This is a genomic window from Bacillus pretiosus, assembly GCF_051294775.1.
Taxonomy (GTDB): Bacteria; Bacillota; Bacilli; order Bacillales; family Bacillaceae_G; genus Bacillus_A; species Bacillus_A wiedmannii.
In genome coordinates, this window is record NZ_JBPPHF010000003.1 from 244,683 (window position 1) to 269,514 (window position 24,832).

At 35.1% G+C, this 24,832-nt stretch carries 26 protein-coding genes; 18 read left to right on the forward strand and 8 right to left on the reverse strand.

The window, feature by feature from the left end; all coding sequences use genetic code 11:
* Positions 1–164: 164 nt before the first annotated feature.
* The 5 genes from ACSG5Z_RS17780 to ACSG5Z_RS17800 all read left to right on the forward strand — a co-directional run bounded on the left by ACSG5Z_RS17780 (position 165) and on the right by ACSG5Z_RS17800 (position 3,552).
* Positions 165–503, forward strand: a complete 339-nt coding sequence (locus ACSG5Z_RS17780) for an STAS domain-containing protein (RefSeq protein ID WP_060489144.1) — start codon at positions 165–167, stop codon at positions 501–503.
* A gap of 6 nt (positions 504–509) precedes the next feature.
* Positions 510–992, forward strand: coding sequence for an anti-sigma B factor RsbW (gene rsbW / locus ACSG5Z_RS17785; protein WP_087957589.1), 483 nt, complete (start codon positions 510–512; stop codon positions 990–992).
* The gene (gene sigB / locus ACSG5Z_RS17790; RefSeq protein WP_087985676.1) at positions 955–1,731 is read left to right on the forward strand and encodes an RNA polymerase sigma factor SigB; all 777 of its coding nucleotides are present in this window, start codon (positions 955–957) and stop codon (positions 1,729–1,731) included. The genes rsbW and sigB overlap by 38 nt, the downstream gene beginning before the upstream one ends.
* 69 nt (positions 1,732–1,800) lie before the next feature.
* Positions 1,801–2,241 (forward strand): ferritin-like domain-containing protein, encoded by a 441-nt coding sequence (locus ACSG5Z_RS17795; RefSeq protein WP_046953946.1) that lies wholly within the window; start codon positions 1,801–1,803, stop codon positions 2,239–2,241.
* A gap of 168 nt (positions 2,242–2,409) precedes the next feature.
* A complete protein-coding gene (locus tag ACSG5Z_RS17800; RefSeq protein WP_435711871.1) occupies positions 2,410–3,552 on the forward strand; it encodes a SpoIIE family protein phosphatase in 1,143 nt (380 codons plus the stop codon).
* A gap of 39 nt (positions 3,553–3,591) precedes the next feature.
* Here ACSG5Z_RS17800 and ACSG5Z_RS17805 read toward each other — a convergent pair whose 3' ends face one another.
* The 3 genes from ACSG5Z_RS17805 to ACSG5Z_RS17815 form a co-directional block, all read right to left on the reverse strand.
* Positions 3,592–4,449, reverse strand: a complete 858-nt coding sequence (locus ACSG5Z_RS17805; RefSeq protein ID WP_137010987.1) for a CheR family methyltransferase — start codon at positions 4,447–4,449, stop codon at positions 3,592–3,594.
* Between the two features lie 16 nt (positions 4,450–4,465).
* Positions 4,466–7,156, reverse strand: a complete 2,691-nt coding sequence (locus tag ACSG5Z_RS17810) for an ATP-binding protein (RefSeq protein WP_435711872.1) — start codon at positions 7,154–7,156, stop codon at positions 4,466–4,468.
* Positions 7,157–7,361: 205 nt separating this feature from the next.
* Complete coding sequence (locus ACSG5Z_RS17815; protein WP_116443159.1) at positions 7,362–7,613, reverse strand: hypothetical protein; 252 nt, start codon at positions 7,611–7,613, stop codon at positions 7,362–7,364.
* A 223-nt stretch (positions 7,614–7,836) separates the two neighbouring features.
* Between ACSG5Z_RS17815 and ACSG5Z_RS17820 the strand changes: the two genes are divergently transcribed.
* The 4 genes from ACSG5Z_RS17820 to ACSG5Z_RS17835 all read left to right on the forward strand — a co-directional run bounded on the left by ACSG5Z_RS17820 (position 7,837) and on the right by ACSG5Z_RS17835 (position 9,334).
* Positions 7,837–7,977: a hypothetical protein gene (locus ACSG5Z_RS17820; protein WP_001004564.1), complete on the forward strand. Its 141-nt coding sequence runs from the start codon at positions 7,837–7,839 to the stop codon at positions 7,975–7,977.
* A 36-nt stretch (positions 7,978–8,013) separates the two neighbouring features.
* Positions 8,014–8,544 (forward strand): general stress protein, encoded by a 531-nt coding sequence (locus ACSG5Z_RS17825; RefSeq protein WP_435711873.1) that lies wholly within the window; start codon positions 8,014–8,016, stop codon positions 8,542–8,544.
* A 138-nt stretch (positions 8,545–8,682) separates the two neighbouring features.
* Positions 8,683–8,886 (forward strand): DUF4028 family protein, encoded by a 204-nt coding sequence (locus ACSG5Z_RS17830; protein WP_088121490.1) that lies wholly within the window; start codon positions 8,683–8,685, stop codon positions 8,884–8,886.
* A 136-nt stretch (positions 8,887–9,022) separates the two neighbouring features.
* A complete protein-coding gene (locus ACSG5Z_RS17835; RefSeq protein WP_000637510.1) occupies positions 9,023–9,334 on the forward strand; it encodes a YbjQ family protein in 312 nt (103 codons plus the stop codon).
* A 686-nt stretch (positions 9,335–10,020) separates the two neighbouring features.
* Here the strand turns inward: ACSG5Z_RS17835 and ACSG5Z_RS17840 are convergent.
* The 3 genes from ACSG5Z_RS17840 to ACSG5Z_RS17850 all read right to left on the reverse strand — a co-directional run bounded on the left by ACSG5Z_RS17840 (position 10,021) and on the right by ACSG5Z_RS17850 (position 11,706).
* Positions 10,021–10,326 (reverse strand): hypothetical protein, encoded by a 306-nt coding sequence (locus tag ACSG5Z_RS17840; protein ID WP_435711874.1) that lies wholly within the window; start codon positions 10,324–10,326, stop codon positions 10,021–10,023.
* A 117-nt stretch (positions 10,327–10,443) separates the two neighbouring features.
* Entirely contained in the window at positions 10,444–11,436 is a 993-nt protein-coding gene (locus ACSG5Z_RS17845) for a zinc-dependent alcohol dehydrogenase family protein (RefSeq protein ID WP_435711875.1), read from the reverse strand.
* 129 nt (positions 11,437–11,565) lie between these two features.
* Positions 11,566–11,706: a YflJ family protein gene (locus ACSG5Z_RS17850; protein ID WP_000273536.1), complete on the reverse strand. Its 141-nt coding sequence runs from the start codon at positions 11,704–11,706 to the stop codon at positions 11,566–11,568.
* A gap of 153 nt (positions 11,707–11,859) precedes the next feature.
* Between ACSG5Z_RS17850 and ACSG5Z_RS17855 the strand changes: the two genes are divergently transcribed.
* The gene (locus tag ACSG5Z_RS17855) at positions 11,860–12,222 is read left to right on the forward strand and encodes a hypothetical protein (protein WP_435711876.1); all 363 of its coding nucleotides are present in this window, start codon (positions 11,860–11,862) and stop codon (positions 12,220–12,222) included.
* Positions 12,223–12,248: 26 nt separating this feature from the next.
* Here ACSG5Z_RS17855 and ACSG5Z_RS17860 read toward each other — a convergent pair whose 3' ends face one another.
* The gene (locus tag ACSG5Z_RS17860) at positions 12,249–12,434 is read right to left on the reverse strand and encodes a YhzD family protein (RefSeq protein ID WP_000539551.1); all 186 of its coding nucleotides are present in this window, start codon (positions 12,432–12,434) and stop codon (positions 12,249–12,251) included.
* Positions 12,435–12,767: 333 nt separating this feature from the next.
* Between ACSG5Z_RS17860 and ACSG5Z_RS17865 the strand changes: the two genes are divergently transcribed.
* The 4 genes from ACSG5Z_RS17865 to ACSG5Z_RS17880 all read left to right on the forward strand — a co-directional run bounded on the left by ACSG5Z_RS17865 (position 12,768) and on the right by ACSG5Z_RS17880 (position 19,757).
* The gene (locus ACSG5Z_RS17865; RefSeq protein ID WP_435711878.1) at positions 12,768–14,009 is read left to right on the forward strand and encodes a metallophosphoesterase family protein; all 1,242 of its coding nucleotides are present in this window, start codon (positions 12,768–12,770) and stop codon (positions 14,007–14,009) included.
* Entirely contained in the window at positions 14,006–16,930 is a 2,925-nt protein-coding gene (locus tag ACSG5Z_RS17870; RefSeq protein WP_435711880.1) for an ATP-binding protein, read from the forward strand. The genes ACSG5Z_RS17865 and ACSG5Z_RS17870 overlap by 4 nt, the downstream gene beginning before the upstream one ends.
* A gap of 41 nt (positions 16,931–16,971) precedes the next feature.
* Entirely contained in the window at positions 16,972–17,916 is a 945-nt protein-coding gene (gene yhaM, locus ACSG5Z_RS17875) for a 3'-5' exoribonuclease YhaM (RefSeq protein ID WP_046953959.1), read from the forward strand.
* Positions 17,917–18,329: 413 nt separating this feature from the next.
* Positions 18,330–19,757 (forward strand): serine hydrolase domain-containing protein, encoded by a 1,428-nt coding sequence (locus ACSG5Z_RS17880; RefSeq protein WP_435711882.1) that lies wholly within the window; start codon positions 18,330–18,332, stop codon positions 19,755–19,757.
* Positions 19,758–20,137: 380 nt separating this feature from the next.
* Here ACSG5Z_RS17880 and ACSG5Z_RS17885 read toward each other — a convergent pair whose 3' ends face one another.
* Positions 20,138–20,650, reverse strand: a complete 513-nt coding sequence (locus ACSG5Z_RS17885; RefSeq protein ID WP_435711883.1) for a hypothetical protein — start codon at positions 20,648–20,650, stop codon at positions 20,138–20,140.
* Between the two features lie 428 nt (positions 20,651–21,078).
* Between ACSG5Z_RS17885 and ACSG5Z_RS17890 the strand changes: the two genes are divergently transcribed.
* The 4 genes from ACSG5Z_RS17890 to ACSG5Z_RS17905 all read left to right on the forward strand — a co-directional run bounded on the left by ACSG5Z_RS17890 (position 21,079) and on the right by ACSG5Z_RS17905 (position 24,646).
* A complete protein-coding gene (locus ACSG5Z_RS17890; protein ID WP_435711884.1) occupies positions 21,079–22,023 on the forward strand; it encodes a ring-cleaving dioxygenase in 945 nt (314 codons plus the stop codon).
* A 43-nt stretch (positions 22,024–22,066) separates the two neighbouring features.
* Entirely contained in the window at positions 22,067–23,044 is a 978-nt protein-coding gene (locus tag ACSG5Z_RS17895) for a ring-cleaving dioxygenase (RefSeq protein ID WP_088610014.1), read from the forward strand.
* Between the two features lie 256 nt (positions 23,045–23,300).
* Positions 23,301–24,389 (forward strand): response regulator aspartate phosphatase, encoded by a 1,089-nt coding sequence (locus ACSG5Z_RS17900; RefSeq protein ID WP_435711885.1) that lies wholly within the window; start codon positions 23,301–23,303, stop codon positions 24,387–24,389.
* Positions 24,389–24,646, forward strand: a complete 258-nt coding sequence (locus ACSG5Z_RS17905) for a hypothetical protein (protein WP_097906867.1) — start codon at positions 24,389–24,391, stop codon at positions 24,644–24,646. Before ACSG5Z_RS17900 ends, ACSG5Z_RS17905 begins: the two co-directional genes overlap by 1 nt.
* Positions 24,647–24,832 lie beyond the last annotated feature (186 nt).

A 24,832-nucleotide genomic window follows, 5' to 3' on the forward strand; every position in this document is an offset into this window, starting at 1 on the left:
TTATACATACACAAAATTATAAGTTTTAAACATTTATTAGTACGATTTAAGTGTTAAGCCGAGAAAGGTGTAGAAAATTTATTTATAATGAAAATAAAAAAATATGTTTAAAATTAATTTTTATGGGTAATTAAATAGTAAGAGTTTGAGATAAGGGGGCGGAAATGATGAATTTGGCAGTAAATATTTTGCAAAATGATGTAGGTTATACAGTACAACTTAATGGTGAAATTGATGCATATACGGCATCAGATTTAAAAAATAAGATGATGCCTATTGCAAGCGAAAAAGAGGTTCATATTGTAGTAGATTTTACTGAGGTAGAGTATATGGATAGTACAGGTTTAGGCGTGTTTATAGCTCTATTAAAAGCAATTAAGAAAAATGATGGAAAGCTAGAGTTTATTGGTGTATCTAAAAGACTAAAAAGATTATTCGATATTACAGGACTAACAGAAATATTAAATTTGAATTCCGATTTTGAAAAAGTAGAAAGAAGGTGACTAGGGATGATGGAGAGATTTGAAAAGATAGAAATGAAAATTCCTGCAAAGGCAGAATATGTGGCTATTATTCGTTTAACAATGGCTGGTGTTGCGAATCGAATGGGCTTTGCTTATGACGATATAGAAGATATGAAAATTGCTATTAGTGAAGCATGTACAAATATTGTACAACATGCATACAAAGAAGACGTTGGAGAAATTGCAATTGTCTTTGGGCTATATGAAGATCGATTAGAAATTATGGTTGCTGATAATGGGATTAGCTTTGATTTTAGCACCTTAAAAGAGAAAGTTGGTCCGTATGATATTAGTAAACCAGTAGAACATTTGCCGGAAAATGGTTTAGGTTTATATTTAATCAATACGTTAATGGATGATATACAAATTATGCATGATGAGGGCATGACAGTTTTAATGACAAAATATATACAAAGAGAGCAGGTGGAGAATGATGGAAATCCAATCTCAACCTACAAATCTTGCTAAAGAAGACGTTATTAAACTAATTGCAGACTTCCAACAAAACCAATGTGATGAAGCACAGGAAAGATTAGTTCATCACTATAAAAATCTCGTACATTCCATTGCATATCGCTATTCAAAAGGTGGGCCGATGCATGAGGATATTATACAAGTAGGAATGTTAGGGCTCTTAGGCGCAATAAGAAGGTATGATTACTCGATAGGGAATGCTTTTGAGCCGTTTGCAATACCTACGATAGTAGGCGAAATAAAGAAGTATTTACGTGATAAAACTTGGGGTATTCATGTTCCAAGGCGAATTAAAGATTTAGGCGGGAAGATTAAACTTGCGATAGAGGAGCTAACAGATCAACTGCAACGTTCACCGAAGATTATAGAGATTGCGGATCATTTAGAACTATCCGAAGAGGAAGTGCTAGAAATTATGGATGCGAAAAATAATTATCGAGTATCTTCCTTAGACGATGTAGTTGAAAATTCATCTGATGGCAGTTCGGTAGCGAGAATTGAATCTGTAGGTGAAGTAGAGCAAGGATATGAAGAGACAGAAAGGCGTCTCGTTTTAAAGGATATTTTTAACGTATTAAATGATACGGAAAAGAGTGTTATTCATTATATATTTGAAGAGAATTTAAATCAAAAGGATACAGGGGAACGGTTAGGTATTTCACAAATGCACGTTTCTCGTATTAAAAGGCAAGCGATAAGTAAATTGAAGCAAGCAGCGTTTTTAGATACATAAAAATTTTACAGAATTATGTTTAAAACATGAGAAAAGGGGTAGTTATTAAGTATAGGAGGAGATAGAAAAATGTCACACGATGTGAAAGAACTAATCGAAGGATTGAATGAAGATTTAGCAGGAGAATACTCGGCAATTATTATGTATAACCATAATGCAGCTACAGTTTCTGGTATATATAGACAAGTGTTAAAACCTTTCTTTGAATCTGAAATTAGTGATGAACAAGGACATGCCCTATATTTAGCGGAGAAAATTAAGACGTTAGGTGGTACACCTACTACGATCCCTTTACCAGTGAAACAAGTAGAAGATGTTAGAGAAATGTTAGAAGAAGCTAGGAAGTCAGAATATGAAACAATTAAGCGTTATGAAACGAGAAAAGAACAGGCCGCGAAATTAAATATGACAGAGTTAGTTGTCAAGTTAGAAGATATGATTGCAGATGAAACAAATCATATGGAAGAGTTAGATCGTCTTTTAAGTGATAAAGCAATGGTGTTAAATTAATTTATAGAGTGAAAGAACAAACTCTCATTTCTAGGGGGGTTTGTTCTTTTGCTGTATAAAAAATATGTTTGAGTAGGAAATTTTCATTTTGTAACTGAGTATGTAATACTAGAAAAATAGAAAATGATCATAGATTTACATTTTATATAAGAAAAGGGGAAATAACTTGTGTCCATTTTAATTGTCGATGATAATCCGGTTAACATCTTTGTAATTGAAAAAATTTTAAAACAAGCCGGATATCAGGATCTTGTATCGCTTAATTCTGCACAAGAGCTTTTCGAATACATTCAATTTGGAAAAGATTCTTCCAGGCATAATGAAATTGATTTAATACTATTAGATATTATGATGCCTGAAATTGATGGACTTGAAGTTTGTAGGCGATTACAAAATGAGGAGAAGTGTAAAGATATTCCTATTATTTTTGTAACAGCTTTAGAAGATGCGAATAAATTAGCTGAAGCGCTTGATATAGGTGCAATGGATTATATTACGAAACCGATAAATAAAGTTGAATTGTTAGCGCGTATGCGTGTAGCATTGCGCTTGAAATCGGAATTAAATTGGCATAAAGAACAAGAAGAAAACCTTCGTAATGAATTGGATTTAGCTACACAAGTACAAAGAAACTTATTAAGTAGCCCATTAAGAGAAGATTATATAAAAATTGAAGCAAGCTATTTACCTTCATTCAAACTAGCTGGAGATATGTATTATTGGTATAAAATCGATGAAAACCGCTACGGTATTATATTATTAGATGTGATGGGACATGGTATATCTGCTTCATTAGTTTGTATGTTTATTTCGTCTGTATTACGTGAAACGATTAAATCTTTAATCGATCCAGAACTTGTCATTAAAGACTTAAATAAATATATGACTCTTTTACATAATGAGAATGACGATATTCCATATTATTTTACAGCGATATATTTAGTAGTGGATACAGAAAAGAGAACGATTGAATATGTAAATGCAGGACATCCTTCTGGATACGTTTTAGTTGATGAAACAAATATGGTTGAACTGAATCGCGGGAGTTGTGCGGTAGGATTTTTTGATGAAATAAAAGTTGAAAAGACAGTTATACCTTTTGAGAAGAACGCTCAAATATTATTATTTACAGATGGTGTGCTTGAAGCAATTGCAAATGATGAATTTGAGTCTGAAGAGAAATTACGTGCTTTTACAGAAAGAAAATGGGGAGATTTAGAAGAAGAGATAGAAGGGTTTTATAAGGAAGAACAGAAGAAAGAACAATCAGATGATATGTGCCTCATTATGATACAAACGAATGCGAAATAAAAAGCGTATGAAATCCAAACAGAGGATTTCATACGCTTTTTATTGTATTTTTTGATAGATTTGTTCGTTCGGATTAAATTGGATATAATGCGGCATTATATTTGAAAAACGAAGAGTTTCTTTATTTCCTAAACATAGGAATCCATTGTGGCCTAAACTTTCATAAAATAGTTGCTGTACTTGGTTTTGAAGTTTACCTGTAAAATAAATTAAAACGTTACGGCAAAGTATAATATGAAATTCGTTAAAAGATTGATCAGTTACTAAATTATGTTGCGCAAAGATAATGTTTTGTAAAAGAGATGGATTAAAATAAGCAAAACGATTATCTGTTGAATAGTAGTTAGAAAATGCTTGTGTACCGCCAGCTTGTAAATAGTTTTTCGTATAAGTTTGCATTTTATTTAACGGAAGGATGCCTTGTTTTGCTTTTTCTAACACATTTGTATTCATATCTGTTGCGTAAATAACAGCTTTTTCACTTAATCCTTCTTCGTGAAGTAAGATGGACATTGATAATACTTCTTCACCAGTTGCGCATCCAGCATGCCAAATTCTAATTTCAGGATACTTTTTTAATTCAGGAATGACATGCTCTCTTAGCGCTTTAAAAAAGTTAGGGTTACGGAACATTTCAGTTACATTAATGGAGAAATCATTTAATACCTGTTCTAAAAACCCTTCCTCATGAATTACTTTTTCAATTAACTTTGAAATGGTTGGGATATTAGAGATCTGCATTCTATTACAAATTCTTCTATAAATAGATGTACGAGCATATTGGCGGAAATCGAAGCCAGATAGTTTAAATACCGCTTCCAATAGTAATTCAATTTCTAAGTTCGTGCGCTTATCCATATCGACGGATGGATCAAAATTATAATACTTATTTTCCACTTAAATTAAACCTCACTTATTTTATTAACCATACACTCATTACTGAATAGAGTTGATGTAAATTTAATGGTTTACTTATATAATCTGAAGCGCCAGCAGATAAACATTTTTCCTTATCATTTGGCATTGCTTTCGCAGTTAATGCGATAATAGGTATTTCATGTAACCTTAAGTTCATTCGGATATGTTCCATCGTTTCATAACCATCCATATTCGGCATCATAATATCCATTAAAATAAGGTCAATATTTGTATTGTTTTTTAGTATGTCTAAACACTCTATGCCGTTTTGTGCAGTAATAATGTTGGCATGCTGTTTTTTTAATGCATTTTGTAATGCAAATATATTTCGGTGATCATCATCGACAATTAAAATGGTTTTCTCTTGGAAGACGTTATTTGTTTCTGGTGTCACGATAGTCTCTTCCACAACTTCAGCAGGAATAACATCTTCTATCGTTGCTGCAACTTCTAAATTGGATACTTGTATATCAGTTAATCCATTTGGAAGGTTAGGAATATATACAGTGAAAGTACTGCCTTCTCCTACATGACTCTCTAACGTAATCCAACCACCTAACAGTCTAGCAAACTCTTTACAAATAGATAATCCTAAGCCTGTACCACCATATTTCCGAATCGTTGCGCCATCTGCCTGTTGAAAGGCTTCGAAAATAAGTTGATGCTGTTCTTTAGCAATACCAATGCCGGTATCTTTTACCGAAATTGTCATCCAATCATTACTGATAGACTGCATTTCATTGCTCAAATTAGTTGCTTCTATCGAATCGAAATGTAAAGAAACGGATCCTTTTTCCGTGAATTTAAATGCATTGGATAATAAGTTTTTAATAATTTGCTCAATCCGTTTTGCATCTGTATAAAATAGATCAGGAATTGTATCACTATCTTCAATCGTAAATTCGACATTTTTTTGTGCAGCTATATGTAAAAAGTTTTGCTGCATACTTGCTGCCATGTCACTTATGTTCGTTGCTTCAAAAATCACATCTAGTTTCCCAGCTTCCACTTTCGATAAATCTAGTATGTCATTAATTAAAGTAAGTAAATCTTTCCCTGATGAATGAATGACAGTTGCTAATTCAATTTCATCATCGGATAAATGATTATCATGATTTTCTTTTAACATTTCAGATAATAGTAAAATACTATTTAACGGTGTGCGTAATTCATGTGACATATTTGCTAGAAATTCAGATTTGTATTTTGAGCTACGTAATAACTCACTTGCTTTTTCTTCTAATTCTGATTTAGTAATTTGTAAGTCAGCTGTCTTTTGCTCGGCCTCTTCCGTTCTAGACTCTAGTTGTTCATTCGTTGTTCTTAATTCTTCAGCTTGCATTTGTAGTTCTTCAGCTTGCGTTTGCAATTCTTCGGATTGAACTTGCAGCTCTTCTGTCATTGCTTGTGATTCATGTAAAAGAGTTTGAATTCGCATACGTCCCATAATACTATGGATCGTTAAACCTAGGTTATCAACGGTTTGTTGAATTAAATCTTGATGTAAGTCTGAAATCTCAGTTACACTTACTAACTCCATTACTGCTATTACTTCATCTTCAAATAAGATAGGGACGACTAGTAGGTTTTGAGGGCGTATTTCTAATAGGCCGCTAGTGACATAACGAAATTCTTCTGGTATTTCTCGAAGAATAAAGCTTTGTTTTTCTAAAGCACATTGCCCAATGAAACCTTCACCCATTTTAATGGATTGTTTCCCAATATCAGCACCTTGATCTGCGAAAGAAGCTTTCTTCACATAGTAGACAGTGTCTTCAATTTCTTCACGTATATAAAATGCACCGCAAGAAGTTTGCGTTTTTTGTATAACTCCACTAAGAATTTTGCTACCTAACATCTCAATAGAAGATACACCTTGATACATTAAAATTAATTCTGCAAGCTCGGTTTGCAACCACTCTCTTTTAGATATTTCGTCTAGTAGGTGGTTCGTTGTATGAGCAAGATCTTTTATTTCATCCCGTGTGTTTACATGAATTCTTTCCGTAATTTTTTCTTTAGAAGAAATGGATTTAATAACTTGAATTACATTTTTAATCGTTTTTGTAATGGAATTCGAAATATAGAGTGAAATGATAATGGAAATACAAGAAAGTAAGAACAATAAACTATATAACCAAATCTCTAATTTATTATTTTCGGTATCTAATTGTGCAGCTCTTTTTTTCGTTAGTTGTTCCTCTACACTACGGAAGTTAGTTAGCTGCGATTGTAATGATTGAATTTGAGTCGTGTCGATCGCTTGTACGTTATTATTATTGTGATTCGTAATGAATGGGTGAATCTCTTTATGAATCCAACTAGTAATGTTTTCATTAATCTGTTTTAATTTTTCTTGCTGAGAAGGGTTATCCTCTAATAGAGCTAAAAGATCTTGATAATGTTTTTCGTAATCCTTTTCCGCAGCGTTAAGGGATTGAACGTAATTTGCATCATTAGAAGTGATAAATCCTTTCGCTTTATTTTCAATTGTGAGTAAATCTTTCTCCACTTGATTCGTTAAATTAAGAACTTTAAAATCGTGATCAATAATAAAATTACGAGATTTTTGTAAACTGGAAATTCCATTGTTTAACATAATGAAAGAAATAAGCAAGAACAAAATGATAACTAAATAACCAGCCATAATTTTGAAGCGAATACTAAATTTTGCTTTCGATTTCATTAAAAATTCCTACCTTCAAGGTTATTCAAAGTTTTCAATTGTAAAGAATGAAAAACGTAATATATATTATATCAGTTTTCATAAGGCCAAACTAGAAATCCCCCTATTGTATTAGGGGGTTCTTTTTTAATAGAGGAAATCATTTTGAAATATAAAACTATATATGAAAAGTAACAATCGAGGGAATAGGGGGATCATATAACTTTTAAGAAGGAAAGAGTGTTCTTAAAGCTTTTTTTGCATCTATTCCTTCAAAGATAAATAATACAAGCTCTCTCTTTTTTACAGTAAGGAAAAAGGATACTAATGTGCTTAAGTTTTTAATAGAAGTAAGTGTTCCGTGTTTACTTATAAATAAATTCGTTTGAAATGTTGTCATTAAAGCATAAAAATGATGAATCTGCGTTATTGTAGGTGTTTCATTATAAAGAATAGTAGTAGATTGGATTGCATTCATCGAAATATTCCTTTCCATATAGTAAGCATAACAATATAAACATACCCGTTTTAAAAAATGTTAAACATATAAATAAGAAAAAATATAATTATAGTATTTTTACGTTTAGAAAGGGTTACGAAGGGTATACATATACTAGAAAGAGATTGACTGAAGATGAATTATAAGAGTTCTAGTCTATAAAAATATACTTTTACTTTAAATAAAAAGGAGTCTGGTATACATGAATGAAATGATGATTGATATTACATTTGATTTAATTTACTTGTTAAGTAGTTCGCTTGTAATCCTTTTACTATTCGCTTTTTTCGTAAATGGTTATGTTAATAAGAAGATTAGTGTATACAGAAATGAAGAAAGATAAAGATACATTATATAAAACTTTAGGAGGTTAATAGTTATGGATGTAAATAGAAAAATAGTAGGTGTTTTTAGAACAATTGATGATGCGGCATGTGTTATTAATGAATTAAATGATAAAGGATACTCGGCGGATAATATTTCAGCTATTGCAAAGGATCAAAAGGAAATTGAACATCTGGAAGAAAAATCGGGTGAAAAAGTGAATCATGAAACTGCACATAAAGCGGATATCTTTTCAGCAACAGGGCTTGTAGCTGGAGGAGTAGCAGGCGGACTCGGTGGTTTATTAACAGGTCTTGGTATACTTGCCGTTTCTGGAATGGGTCCAATCGTAGCAGCGGGACCTATCGCAGCAGCTATTGGAGGAGCCGGTATTGGCGGAGGAGCTGGAAGTTTAATAGGAGCATTTATCGGATTAGGAATTCCCGAAGAACATGCTAAAAAATATGAAGAATACATTTACGATGGAAACATATTAATTTTAGTAGATGCAAAATTAGATCATAAGTTAGAAATCTATAAAATATTTGATAAGCATAATGCGTATAACTCTGATTTCTTTAAATAATATGTACGTCACATATTTAAACATAATGAATATCGTTTTTGATCTTACAACTTTGGCACGGCCGAGGAGTCGTATGACTATAAGAGAGGAAGGGCTTATAGTAAAAGATCAAGTTTAAGAGAGAAGGGGTGTCTTTTCGTGATTGTAAAAATATTAAAGGATAGTAGTAATAGTTTCCTTTGTACGGTTCAAAATAAAAATGGAGAGCAGTATGTGAAGAAATGGTTTAGTAAACAGGAAAACAATGAAGAATTAGGGCGACCAACCTTTAAAGAAGTGGAAAAGGATTGGAAAGAAAATAGAAAATCGTTTATGTATCCTAACGTAAAAGCGCTTTATTAAATAATAGCCGTTTCATTCTTACAAAATTGTCACACTCCTGTAAGGTAATTCAATAGATTAGATACTTTTTCTGTGTCATAATAAAGACATAAGAAAGCGCATTAAAAAACTACAACATATTAGGAGAGTGTCAGTCATGATTGTAACAACAACGTCTGGAATTCAAGGTAAAGAAATTATTGAGTATATCGATATTGTAAATGGTGAAGCTATTATGGGTGCAAATATTGTCCGCGACTTATTCGCTTCCGTTCGTGATGTTGTCGGTGGTCGTGCTGGTTCTTACGAAAGCAAGCTAAAAGAAGCTCGTGATATCGCAATGGATGAAATGAAAGAACTTGCAAAACAAAAAGGTGCGAACGCTATCGTTGGTATTGACGTAGATTACGAAGTTGTTCGTGATGGAATGTTAATGGTTGCTGTAAGTGGTACAGCTGTACGTATATAAGTAAATAAAAAACAGGCTCCCCCTTGAAGCTCATGCTTTGAGGGGATTTTTTTGTTTCATGATTAAAGTTAAAATGAAGAAGAGTTGATGGCGTATTGTAAGTACAAAAAATAAGCAAAACGTTATTGTAAAAAATGCTAGGATTGCTCCTAGCATTTCGTGAGGGGGTATTGCACGGGAATTTAGATAATAAGCAGACGTACCTGCTTATTTCAAATGTAGTATATATTGTTTTCAAGGAGAAAAGTAAGAAATACAACAATCTTTATATATGTTTAACGAGAGTGTTAACTTTATGATAAATAATAAAATTGTTATTTGAGGTAAGGGGAGAAATAATGGTATGAATAACTTTAGAGGGTGTATAGTTTATAGAAATAAACGATTGAGTATGTAAAGAGTTGTATTACATAAAATTTATAATGAATAGAGGGGGTTATATTATGTTTTGGTTAGGATGTTTTTTAGGATATATTGTAGGTTCAGTTATTACATGTGCTCTACTTTACTATGGGTATAGATCCAATGAAAATAAAAAAGCGGATATACAAAAGAGGGAGGAGAGGAAAATCAATAAAAAAGGTGTATAGGATGTGGAAGGTAAGGTGATAACGTTGATGCAAAAATAAAGGACAGTACATATTGTATATGACTACTATGTACTGTCCTCACTTATTTCTTTTGGATTATGAAAAATTATTTCCTGTCTTGCTATAAATTTCATAGGCGAAATAACCAAATAAATAGCCTATTCCAGACCCTAAACTAATGGAAAGCAGTGAGAAGTCCGGGAAAAACATGCCGAAAATCAAACCGATTATACAGCCAACGAGCATTCCTATAGGTATTAAACTGTCTAATAAAATTTGAGCCTCATTTGATTTTTTCTTACCTAATTTTCCGTTCTTATATTTATGTTCCAATCTTTTAATTACAAATACTACAATTCCACCAACTATTACAACAGGCGCGATTGCCGAAATGAACCACATGTGAAAATCTCCTTTCACCTTTTAATAGAATTATACCAGATACTTACAAATTTTCGTTCCTAAATGTATTATCTAGTCTATTTAAAAGGTCAATCAAAAAGCCCACTTCAATTGTAGTTAATAGCTCGTCAAAAACACTTTCCCTTTCGTTTTCTCAGCAGACTGCACAACATCAACTGCCGCTTTCACATCTGCTAAGTCATACGTAGAATGGACTTTCATAAAATGTAATTGTTTGTTTTCCACTAAGCGAATTAAGTGACGAAACGTTTCTTGCCATTTATATGGTGATACTTCTTTATTCCAATGTCGTAAATGAAATATGTTCGCGTGCACTTTTGCTTTCGTGACAATCTCTGCCCAGTTTACTTGTATTCCTGATAGAAGACCGATCGTTAAAAAGTGCCCGTTTGGACGTAAGGAGAAAGCTAATGCATTTCCATCCGGTCCTCCGATAGAATCAATCGCAGCATCTGCACCGAGCCCGTTTGTTAATTCCATAACTGTTTCATAAAGCGGGGCAGTGGAGGTATCAATTACATACTCAGCACCAAGGCGTAGTAATTCTTCTGTATGCTTATTATTTCTTGTAACAGCAATTAATCGGAAGTTTAAAATTTGTGATAACTGAGCAAAAAGATGACCAATAGCGGATCCACAAGCGTTCACTAATAAAACGTCATCCTGTTTTAAATTTAGTGTTTTTGTACATGTAACCCAAGCTGTAAGGGGATTAATATACATTTGTGCCGCTGTAAAATCATCGATAGAATCAGGGATAGGGACTACAAAATCAGCTGACGTCTTCACATACTCTTGCCAAGTACCTTCCCCACGTAACGGTAAAACACGTTTACCGATAAGGTCTCTAGAAACGAAAGAGCCAACATCTTCTACAATGCCAACACCTTCATAACCAGGTATGTTAGGTAAAGGGATTCTATGTGCGTACGCTCCGGTTATTGGAATTAAGTCAGATGGATTAATCGGTCTAACTAGCATACGAACTAGCACTTCATCATTTTTTAATGGTTCTATATTTTTATATTCAACTTGCAATACATCTTTTGGGTTGCCGAACTTGTGAAATTGAATGTGTTTTCCGTGCAAAGTAATGTTCCCCCTTAGTGTAGTTGGATTTATTATAACACCTGTAGTTCAATTGCTTGTTTCATTTACATGTAGGAGGGGATATGTGCAAAATAAAAAGGAAGCAACCGCAGCTGCTTCCTACATCTATTAAGCCGAAGCCTTCTTCATTCTCTCAAGTAAACTAGATAACACATGCGTACGATATGATTCTAGTTTTTTACCTTCATAAGTACGAATACCTAATTTTTTAAGTTCTTTTACATACCAACCTTTGCTTCCGAAATACATGTGATCGCTCCCCTTCAACTTTGTTTTATTTGTTCTGATTGCATATGGAGGTACAGGTAATATAATGAAGGAAATGAATTTCGCGCGAAAATGGTTAACTTTGTTGCAAAAGACATATATACTAAGGATAGTATATAACGAGGTGGGCAAGACGTGATTATAGAGAAGCACGAAATTCAAATTGACCAAATTACGAGCGGTAAAGTGAATATCTTTACTTTCTATAGGAATAGAAAGCAAGTTGATGATCATTTTTTACGATTGCAAGAACCATCGCTTACAGCAAACTACTTCTTCCATTTTCATTTTGATGCAGAGAGCTTGCATCTACTGCAGGAAGAGTTTCCGAGCGTATATCCGTACAACGGTAGTGAAACGATTCACGACTGGACGGAAAAGATGAAAGCAGAATTGCAACATCAGATCCAAGCAGGAAAATGGAATAAGCGCGTACGTATCGGTAATCGCATTCTAGATGTGACGTTTACGTGGTGTGACGAAGATATAGTAGAGTGAAAAAGAAGCGGATGACGCTTCTTTTTTTAGCGCTGGAATAAAACGAGCTTACCTGCAGAAGATGTGCAGCGATGTGTTTTTTCATACAATCCTTTTTCTTGTAAAATAGATTCACCTTTTGCTTTCGCTTCTTTTTCAGTTGCCGCCTCGAATGATTCGTCTAATGCTTTAGAACCATCTTTTTCAAAGACTGTTAGAACGTATACTCCCATGAAAATTCCCTCCAATAATTAAAAACAGAATCTTATAACTATTTTGGCATAAATCGCTAGAATATGCAAAGAAATATATGCCATTGCGTGTTACAATAAAGTGAAACTTTAACTAGTGGGGAGTCTTTTCATCCCCACTAGTTATTAGTTGAACCAATCGGGTATTTATGGGCAGTTTACTTTCAGATTGGCTTCTTTGCCTACTGCCCGTTAATACGGGGTAAAGTGAAACTTTAATCATCGGGGAGTTATTCATTCCCGATGATTATTAGTTTTCAGCAATTTTAATATTGATAAAATGAAACTTTTGAAATATAGAAAGGATCGTTATTTGTGAAACAAGTGAAGTTTATACATGCGGCTGATTTGCATTTGGATAGTCCGTTTAAAGGGATGGGGATGAATGTACCACAGCCTGTTTGGGAGAGAATGAAGCAGAGTACGTTTGAATCGTTCGAGCGTATTGTTGATAAAGCGATTCAAGAGCGCGTTGATTTCGTATTACTAACCGGGGATTTGTATGATGCGGAGACGAGAAGTTTGAGAGCGCAAGTGTTTGTGCGCGAGCAAATGAAGAGACTGTCGCAGTATGATATCCCTGTTTTTATTATTCACGGTAACCACGATCATTTAGGGGGAAGCTGGGCAGCAATTGAGTTTCCGGAAAATGTTCATGTGTTTACGGAGCCTTATGTAGAAGAGAAATCATTTTATAAAAATGGTGAGTTGTTAGCTTCTATTTACGGGTTTAGTTATTTGCAGCAAGCGGTAACGGATAATATGACAGCGCAGTTTACGAAAATGAGTGATGCGCCTTTTCATATTGGTATGCTTCACGGAAGTGTGGAAGGAGATGCAGAGCATAATCGCTATGCACCGTTTCAAATTCGTGAGCTGAAAGAAAAGCAGTTTGATTATTGGGCTCTTGGTCATATACATAAACGTGAAATTTTATCAGAAGAGCCGTGCATTATTTATCCAGGTAATATACAAGGACGTCATCGTAAGGAAACAGGAGAGAAGGGTGCATACCTGATTGAACTTACGAAACAAGGAACGCACTGTTCATTTTTCCATACGGCGGATGTTGTGTGGGACGAGATAGAAGTGAATATTGATGGACTTGAAACTGTTGATGAACTTATGACGAGCGCATCGAGTGCGATGAATGAGTGCCGAAGAGAAGAGGAAGGGACGCTACTTACTGTCGTATTTACAGGACAAGGCCCACTTTCTCCTTATTTACGTGATGAAAAGCGTGTGGAAGAGATCTTTCATATTTTAGCAGCTGGCGAAGAGCGAAAAGACTTCGTATATGCGATGAAGTGGAAAAATGAGACGGTTTCTTTTGCGGAAATCGAGCGTTTGAAAGAGGAAAACCATTTCGTCGGTAGTGTGCTGAAAGAGTTAGAAGCTTTCACCAATATGGACGGCGTATTGCGCAGTATTTGGACATCTCCTGTAGCGCGTAATAGTATTGAATCTTTTACAGAAGAAGAGAAGAAAGAGATTCAAAAGGAAGCAGAAAATATTATTTTAGAGCAATTATTCCAGCAAGAGAGGGATAAGAAATGAGAATTGAAAAACTCCATATTTATGGGTACGGAAAATTAGAAAATGTGGAAATGGGTCTGTCAATGCTGACAGTGTTATACGGTGAAAATGAAGCGGGAAAATCGACAATTCGCTCATTTATGAAAAGTATTTTATTCGGTTTTCCGACGAGAGGACAGCGCCGTTATGAGCCGAAAGAAGGCGGCAAGTATGGCGGTGCGATGACTGTGCAAACAGAGAAGTACGGCCGTTTGAAAATTGAACGGTTGCCAAAGACGGCAGCTGGCGAGGTGACCGTTTATTTTGAAGACGGGAAAACGGGCAACGAGGAAATTTTACACGATATATTAAGCGGGATGAATGAAAGTTTATTTGAATCTGTCTTTTCATTTGATATGCACGGCCTTCAAAATATTCATCAGCTCGGCGAAGCGGATATCGGAAATTATTTATTTTCAGCAAGCGCAGTCGGAAGCGATGCGTTATTACAGCTAGATAAAAAGCTAGAAAAAGAAATGGATCAGCGTTTTAAGCCGAGTGGGCGTAAACCTGAAATTAACGTATCACTGCAAGAAATGAAGAAGCTTGAAGAGAAGATGAAAGAGTGGCAAGGGAAAATTGGCACGTATGAAAAGCAAGTGGAGCAGTTAAAAGAAAGTGAAGAGCAGCTAGCTTTTGTTCGCGTGGAAAAAGAGAGTGCAGAAAAGCGAAAGCAAGATTATGAAATATTAGCAGTGCTAGAGCCTCTCGTTATTGAAAAGCGTGCGCATGAGAAAGTGTTAGAAAACGAGGGCGGACAATTTCCTGTAAACGGGATGGCGCGCTATGAAGCGATTAAGGCGAAGATGGAGCCGCTTCAATTACAAGTGGATTCACTCCATAAGAAAATAGAGACTGTGCAAACGGAAATTGAATCGATTCAAATAGATGAAGAATTTTTACAAAAAGAAAGTTATGTAGAAGAACTTCGTATGCAGCATATGTCTTACGAAAATGCACGCCAAGAAATGCGTGATATAACAGGAACGATTACGAATATAAAAGAAGAACTGACAGAATTAGAGCAACAAATTGGTGCTACTTTTGAAAAAGAAACAGTTCTTTCGTTTGATATGAGTTTGGCAACGAAAGAGTTAATTACGCAAACGGTGCAAAAGGCGCGCGAACTAGAAACGCAAAAAGTACAGCTTGACGATCGTTTCAAAGTAGCGCAGGAGCAATTAGAAGAACAAGAAGAAAACATAAGACAGGTTAAGCACCAAATGTTAGCGGATGAAGAACGAAATACGCTAGTTGAGAAAGAAAAGTCATTCCAAGATGCGGCGTTTATCGGTATGGGCGCAGAGAGAATGAAGCGCAAGTATGAAGAGAAGGCAGGAGCGGCAGTGCAAAAGAAAAAACAGTGGCAAAGAGTTTGTCTTCTGTTACTTCTTATTAACACAGGCGTTTTATTCACAAGCTTATTTATAGACAACCGCCCGCTCTTATTTATTAGTGTCATTGTTTTTGTAGGGATTGTTCTTGCCCTTGTTTTATATAAAGATCCGTCAAGTGGATTACAAGAAGAGCTTCTTACTCTTCAGCAAAGTGCTGGTGGGAGACAAAGTGAAGAAGCAATGTCAGTTCGTTATCAATTAGAAAAAGATGAAGAGATACGTAAATTATTTGAGCGTGAGTCGTATAAGTTACAGCAAATGGAGCGAGCTTATGATAAAGTCGTTTCATCGTATGAGGAATGGGAGAGAGAAACGTTCCGCATTAGCGAACAAGTAAATGTGTATAAAGTGCGCTATATGTTCCCTGAATTTTATACGTATGCACACATATTGCCGGCTTTTGAGCGTATGGAAAAAATGCAGCAATTATATCGCGAGTTAGAGAAACAAAGTGAGCGGAAATCTTCATTATATGAAATGATTTCGCAATTTGAACATAAACTAGAAACTGTTATCGGTAGTGCGGAATATAGTAAGCTGCACGAGGCGCAAAGCCGTATGCAAAATGAGAAAGAAAAGCGACAAACTTGTAAGCAGCGAAAAGAGAAATTAGCTGAATGGCAAGAAGAATATGAGTTCATGCAAGAGCAATTGAAACAACTGTTAGTAGAACGAGATAGTTTATGGCATATCGCACATTCTACAGATGAAGAGATGTTTTTAAAAGCAGGTAAACTGGCAGAAAAACGTGAAGATGCTGAGCAGCAAATCGGGCGTTTATTACCGCAAATTGATCTGTTAGAACAGCGTTTAACGAGTTTATCATTAGCTGAACATTATGAGGCTGACGGTTATGATGAAAAATTAAAGCAAGAAATGACAGCTGCGCAAAATTGTCTTATGAAAGAGAAAGAACTGACAGAGCGTATTGCGAAACATCGTATGGAAATCGCGAATTTAGAAGAAGGTAGTACGTACGGTGATTTACTACACGAATGGGAAATGAAAAAAGCGCAAGTGCGTGAACAAGTGAAGAAGTGGGCTGCTTATGCGGCCGCAAAGACAGTATTAACGAAAACGAAGCAATATTATCATGAAGTACATCTTCCTCGTATTTTACAAAAATCAGAAGAGTATTTCGTCTATTTAACAGGCGGACGATATAGTAAAATCTTTTCACCGTCAGAGGCAGAACCGTTCATCGTTGAGCGTAATGACGGTATGCGTTTTTACAGTCATGAACTAAGCCAAGCGACAGCAGAGCAGTTATATTTATCGTTACGATTTGCGTTAGCGAAAACGTTTGAGCATGATTATCCATTTATTATTGATGATAGTTTTGTACATTTTGATGCGGTAAGGACGAATCGTACGATTGAACTAATAAAGGAAATTGCGAAAGATAGACAAGTCATCTTCTTTACATGTCATGCGCATTTACTAACGTATTTTACAGAAAAACAGATTATAAAATTAGTGCGTAAGCGTAAAGAAAATGAGTTGTAGTGTGCTATACTAAAAGTAATTGATATGGTGGAGGAATTCGAATGAAAAAGAAAATTGCAGAATATGAAGTTGGTGAACAAGTCGATGTTTTCTTGTTAATTAAAACAGCGACAAAAGGTTTAGCAAGCAATGGAAAACCATTTTTAACAGTAATCTTACAAGATCCAAGTGGAGATATTGAAGCGAAGCTATGGGACGTATCGCCAGAAGTTGAGAAACAATATGTAGCAGAAACAATCGTTAAAGTAGCTGGTGATATTTTAAACTACAAAGGACGTATTCAATTACGTGTGAAACAAATCCGTGTTGCGAATGAAAATGAAGTAACAGATATCTCGGATTTCGTAGAAAAAGCACCAGTGAAAAAAGAAGATATGGTTGAAAAAATTACGCAATACATATTTGAAATGAGAAATCCAAACATTCAACGTCTAACAAGACATTTGTTAAATAAGCACCAAAACGAATTTTTAGAATATCCAGCAGCGACAAAGAACCATCACGAGTTCGTATCTGGACTAGCTTATCACGTCGTATCGATGCTTGATTTAGCGAAAGCTATTGCGGCTTTATACCCATCGTTAGATAAAGACTTACTATATGCAGGCGTTATTTTACATGACCTTGGTAAAGTAATCGAATTATCTGGCCCAATTTCCACAACATACACGTTAGAAGGAAATTTATTAGGCCACATTTCTATTATGGTGAACGAAATTGGTAAAGCGGCAGACGAGCTACAAATCGATGCAGAAGAAGTATTAATTCTTCAACACATCGTCCTTTCTCACCACGGAAAAGCAGAATGGGGTAGCCCAAAACCACCATTAGTAAAAGAAGCAGAAATTCTGCACTACATCGATAACTTAGATGCAAAAATGAACATGATGGACCGTGCATTAGGACGCACAAAACCAGGCGAATACACAGAGCGTGTCTTTGCACTTGATAATCGTTCGTTCTATAAGCCGTCGTTCCATAATTAATAGTGTGAATTGAATGGCCTCATTAAGTGTTAAAAGCTTAGTGGGGCTGTTGTATAATGATAATAAAGTTATTGAATTTTGATTATTAAAAAGCTAAGAGCCTTACTACATTCTACGTAGCAAGGCTCTTTAAAGTTGTTTCAAATTACATCCATCTGTTCGTTCAAGTGTAACTATTCACAATTATTTGATATTATACAGGTGAATAGAAAGATACATTAAAATTTAGTTTTGTAGTTGTAAAAGGAGGTTATTTATCCAACATTAACGGGCAGTAAAACTCCCACCTCAAAATTTGGCTGGAGCAAAGAAGTTAGGTGGGGGTCGGGCTGCCCGTAAACGTCCGATTGGTGAGGGCTGATTATAGGTTCACTTTATATTATTCTCTTATAATTTTCCAAAAAGGAGAGTTTATGAAAAAGATTATTGTTTTTGTATTAACAATATTTATATTATTCTCAGGATTTGCAACACAAAGTTATGCGTTGTCAGATTCGCAATCTGCGGCAATACAAGCGTTGCTAGATGATGCCTGTCGTATATCAGGTGTGCCGGGAATGTCAATCTCAATACTTGCTGATGATGAAGTGTTCTACTTTTCTTCAGGGTATGCAGACCGTGAAAAGGGGTTGTCTGCAAGTGAAAATACACTCTATGAGTTAGCCTCGGTCAGTAAAGCTTTTACCGGTATGGGTATTATGCTATTGGAAGAGCAAGGGCTGCTTTCAATGACTGACCCTGTCCAAAAATATTTACCTTGGTTTACATTAAAATATCAAGGGAAACCTGTTGATATGCAAAGTCTTACACTAAATAACTTTCTTCACCATACCAGTGGTCTAACAAATATTAGGCATCTTCAAAATATTCCACAAGGCAATACACCGGATATGTTGCAAAAGACTGTGGAAATGCTCGTGGATGCTGAATTGGCGTTCCCTCCCGGTGAACAGTATAACTATGGAACCGTTAATTATGACGTATTGGGTTTGGTTATTGAGATTGTGTCGCGACAGAGCTATGAAGACTTTATGAAGGAACAGGTATTTCAGCCGTTAGGTCTTCACCAGACGTATGTTTATAAAGAAGCTGCTCAAGCCACTGGACAGTTGGCACAGGGCTACCGTTCTTCCTTTTTTATGACAACTCCATTTAAAGCTCCGGATTATGCTGGGAATAAACCCGCAGGCTACATCATTTCTAATACAAAAGATATGGCGCGTTGGATGGGCATACAGATGGGGATCGTGCAGGACATACCCGAAATATTTCACATGGTTATCGAAAAATCACATAGGGGTGATATGTCTGTTTCGGCTGTCAACGGTATGTATTATGCGGCAGGCTGGTCCGTAAACGCCGAACAAACGATTATAGAACACACTGGGGGCAATCCAAATTTCAGAACCGAAGTAGTCATACTGCCAAATGAACGAACAGCCGTCTCCTTGCTGAGCAACGGCGCAAATACCAATACGAACATGGTACTAAAAGTTAAAGATATATTAGAAGGCAATCTAACTCAGTCATATGAAATAAGCGGCACACAGCTTTTGGATATCATTTTGTCGTCTATCACAATTATTCTTTGCCTATTGGCCGTTTTGCTATTTCTCTTAGGATTACGCAGAAGGAGAACGAATGAGCGGCAGCCAATGACAAAAAAGAGAATAACCGTAACAGTTATTTTCCTGACCGCTACGATTGCCCTGGGTATACTGTGCTGTGCTTTCGATTGGTCAACAATACTTATGTGGCGAACATATAGTGTTCTTACAGCTTTGATTTCGTCAGCATTATTAACAGCAAGCATTACATGGTTTGTATACACTCACCAATAAAATACCTTGCTCCCAAGATAAGCATAATGTTAAGTCATTAAATTTCAATTTATCCCGCTTTAATGGGCAGTAAGACCCCCAACTCAAAATTCAGCGAAAGCAAAGAAGTTAGGTGGGGGTCGGGCTGCCCATAAAAGTCCGATTGGTGAGGGCTGATAATCAGTGGGGGGTGAAGAAAACCCCCACTGATTAAAGTTTCACTTTATTAAAAATGAAATAAAATAGTTAAGAAGTACGCATGGGTGTAACGAAGAACTAATAAAACATATCTTGCCACTAGAATGGGGGCATATCAACTTTTAAATTGAGTACCGCCAGCATTTCAGAAAAAATATGTTAAGCAAAAAATACAATAAGCTGTCCATATGGGCAGCTTATTGTTATTCTACATTGTTCTTAAATAAACGTAATATTTGTTGAGCATCTGTATCCCTTATTATGTAATGTTCTAGATTTTTTTGTTCTTCATGATCTTGACGAGCAATTACAACTTTTTTATCCTCTAGCCAAATTAAATATGTTTCATTGGAACCATCTTGGTAATTTACATTCATTTGATAATCAATATTTGCTTTGGCCTCATCATCTAGCAAAAGAGGAATAACTCTTTCTCGATCCTTATCTATTCCTGTATGTTCCATGGATTTAATAATTTGATCAAACTCTAGATTTATAACTGCTTTTTTATTTTTTACCTTAGCGGATATAAGCTCAATTTTCTTTATTTCCTTTCCTTGAAAGAAAATAGGTTTATGATTTTCCTCTTGTTGTATTGAGGCAGTTTTTACTTTTGGTTGTTCAGTAGTAGATGTACTACCAGTGTTTGTCTCAGTCGAACAATCGGATAGATATAGGAATAATGATAAGGTCAGTAATGATATATTTTTATTCATAAATTAACCCCTTTCTTTTATGGATAATATTCCTTTTCACCATGTAATAAACCTTTTTAAAGGGGAGAAGTTGTCTACTCTTCGTATGAATACTTTATCCCGCGTTAATGGACAGTAAAACCCCCACTGATTATTAGCCTTCACTTTATCATTCTCCAGTTCAAAATGTTATCCAATAAAAAAATATCTCGAATTTGAGATAAATCACTTGCTTTTTAATCACTTGAGATGTAAAGTGATAGTAACGAAAGGGATTGAGTCATATGAAAAACATATACTCAATTGCTTTCGATTGAAAAACGAAGTAACTTATTCAGTAAAAACTAAGATGAATTTACAAAAACATAATGAGAATAAATTGAAAAGTTAAGAAGCATATTATTTTTTAGGTATCACTTGACTAGTAAAATGAAGCGGAGGAATTATCAATGTATGAAATTAAAGGGCATCATCACATTTCAATGGTTACAAAAAACGGAAGTGAGAATAACCATTTTTATAAAAACGTGCTTGGTTTACGCCGTGTGAAAATGACGGTAAACCAAGATGATCCATCGATGTATCACTTATTTTACGGAGATAAAGCAGGGAGTCCAGGTACGGAACTATCATTTTTTGAAATGCCTTTAGTAGGAAAAACGTACCGTGGTACGAATGCAATTACTCGAATCGGATTACTCGTTCCTTCAGAGGAAAGTTTACATTACTGGAAAGAACGATTTGAGAAATTTGGTGTGAAACATAGTGAAATCACAACATATGCAAATCGTCCTGCTTTGCAATTTGAGGATGCGGAAGGTCTTCGTCTCGTGCTACTCGTTTCAAATGGAGAAAAAGTGGAGCACTGGGAAACGTGGGAGAAATCAGAAGTTCCTGCTGAACATCAAATTCAAGGAATGGGTTCTGTGGAAATGACAGTGCGTAGACTTGATAAACTGGCGAGTACACTTACAGACATATTTGGTTATACAGAAGTTAGCCGAAATGACGAAGAAGCGATTTTCCAATCTATTAAAGGAGAAGCCTTTGGAGAAATCGTTGTGAAATATTTGGATGGTCCTACTGAAAAGCCAGGCCGCGGTAGCATTCATCATTTAGCAATTCGTGTAAAAAACGATGCAGAGCTAGCTTATTGGGAAGAACAGGTAATACAAAAAGGTTTCCATTCTTCAGGTATTATCGACCGTTTCTACTTTAAAAGCTTATACTTCCGTGAATCAAACGGAATCTTATTTGAAATTGCGACAGATGGACCAGGATTTACAGTTGATGGCGATGTAGAGCATTTAGGAGAAAAACTTGATTTACCGCCGTTCTTAGAAAATCAGCGAGCAGAAATTGAAGCGAAATTAGCACCTATTGAAGAGAAATAATAGAAGAGAAAATAAAATTTAAAACCCATTGGAGGAATATAAAATGAACCAATTAAAAGGAATTCACCACGTTACAGCAATTACAAGTAGTGCAGAAAAGAACTATGAGTTTTTCACTCACGTTTTAGGAATGCGTTTAGTTAAAAAAACAGTAAACCAAGATGATATTCAAACGTACCATTTATTCTTTGCAGATGATAAAGGTAGTGCAGGAACAGATATGACATTCTTTGACTTCCCAGGTGTTCCAAAAGGAGTACACGGTACAAATGAAATTTCAAAAACTTCATTCCGTGTTCCAACTGACGCAGCGTTAGCGTATTGGGTGAAACGCTTTGACCGTCTTGAAGTGGAACATACAGGCATTAAAGAGCAATTTGGTAAGAAAACTCTTTCTTTCGTTGACTTTGATGATCAACACTATCAATTAATCTCAGATGAATTAGATAACGGGATAGAATCAGGTACACCATGGCAAAACGGTCCAGTTCCATTAGAATATGCAATTACTGGCTTAGGCCCTGTATTTATCCGCATTTCAAACTTTAGTTTCTTTAAAGAAGTGTTAGAAAAAGTTCTATTATTTAAAGAGATTGCTCAAGAAGGAGAATCCTATTTATTTGAAGTAAACGAAGGTGGAAACGGTGCTTCTGTCATTGTAGAACATAATACGGTTCTTCCTGAAGCACAACAAGGTTTTGGTACAGTGCACCATGCTGCATTCCGCGTAGAAGATCGCGCTGTATTAGAAGAGTGGATTGAGAGAATCAGTAGCGTAGGGCTTCCTTCATCTGGCTATGTAAATCGTCACTTCTTCGAGTCATTATACGCAAGAGTCGCACCACAAATTTTATTTGAATTCGCAACAGACGGCCCAGGATTTATGGGAGATGAGCCATACGAAACACTTGGCGAGAAATTATCTTTACCTCCATTTCTAGAGCCAAAACGTGAAGAAATTGAAAAATTAGTTCGTCCAATTGATACAGTGAGAAGTACGAAGGAATTTATTAAAGAGTAAAAATAGAGATAGTAAGTAGGAGAGCAAGTAGTTTTAGCGGAGTGCTGGAACTGCTTGCTTTTTTATTTATCCTAGTAAGTTTTCTGACAATTGTTTCTCAAGTTATTAAAAAGGAAAACTTTGGTATAATTAATTAAAATATTAAATTTTCTGATAATTATTTTTCAATGCATAGAAAAGGAGTGGTAATATACAATTTTGATAATTGTATAAAAATCCTAATTTTGCAATTTTGGAGAAAAGGGGATGCGAGTGTATGGGAGCAGATGTAGTAACAAGGGAGCAAATGAAACATTCTTTAGATGATTGGTATCGTGTAATGTTGCAGCAAAATATAGAGAAAGCTACGGAGATGAAGGAAGAGATTGATAGTAAGATTAGTGGTTTGGACGTGGATCAAGATGTATTGCTTTATCATAAATTATTAAATTTTAGATATGATGCATTAGTTGATTGGATTTCAGTTAGAGAAGATAGCTTTGATAAAGTGGAATCTTTCGAAATTCCAACAGAAGGATTTTTAGCTTATTATTATCACTTTTTCAAAGGATTTCATTGCACATTAATTTCAAATTATAACGAAGCGAAAGAACAGTATGAACAAGCGGAGAAGTTATTGAAATATATTGCAGATCCGATAGAACATGCGGAGTTTCATTATCGGATGGGTAATTTCTATTATCATTCCTATCAACAAATCAATGCGATTGATTATTTGAAAAAAGCAAAAGAAGATTTTACGAAGCAACAAGGATATGAGATTAATTTTGCTTTATGTAAGAATATTTTAGGGTTATGCTATGTTGATTTAAATCAATTTGAGTTAGCAGAGGAGATATTTAATCACTCCCTAAATATTTTTCAGCAAATTGATCATGAAAAATATATTTTAATGGTTAGAAATAACTTAGGATTGCTATATGCAAATCAGAATTTATCAGAATTAGCAATTCGGCATTTATCCGAAGTAACAAAGAAAGCTCCTAATCATTTTAGAGCACTTTACTTGGAAGCTGATGAATATTTAAAAATAAATGAATTTGAAAAAGCGAGTGTCATAATAAGTAAAGGATTACATATTTGTAATCAGTTGAAGAATCAAGAATATCAATACCGATTTATGGTTTTAAGTGAAATGAATACAAATGTTGATGCATTAGAGGAGGCTGTTATAGCGGGAGCTTCTTACTTTGAAAGAGAAGAGTTGTTTGACTGTATTCAGGAATATACAGAACGCTTAGCAGATAAATTTTATAATGTAAACAATCATGAAAAGGCTAGTAAATACTATCGTATGAGTAACGAATCAAGGAAAAAACAGGTGGCAAAAGGGGCGTTAAAATAATGAGAAAAATTGTGTTAACAGTAATTGGATTTGCATTTACTTTTTCAGTTTTAGGTTCCCACAATTTTAATGCTGTTGCTCTTAATAAGGGAGACACAGGAGGAGCACCAGCAAGACCAGACTATGTTAGCTTTAATAAGGGGGATACTGGTGGAGCGCCAGCAAACCCAGACTATGCTAGTTTTAATATAGGAGACACGGGAGGAGCACCAGCTAACTTCAATAAAGGCGATGGCGGCGGAGTAAGCCAACTATAATGATAAAGAAAGGGACTTCAACATGAAGTCCCTTTCTTTATCATTAGGGTATGTAGAGAAAAGAATTGACTTACTTTAAATGTGTAACTATAATAGTTACAAAACGACCATCATTAATAGAAGTAAGTAATATTTTTTTAGTATAATTGTAACTAACGTAGTTACAATTAAAATTAATCATAAAAC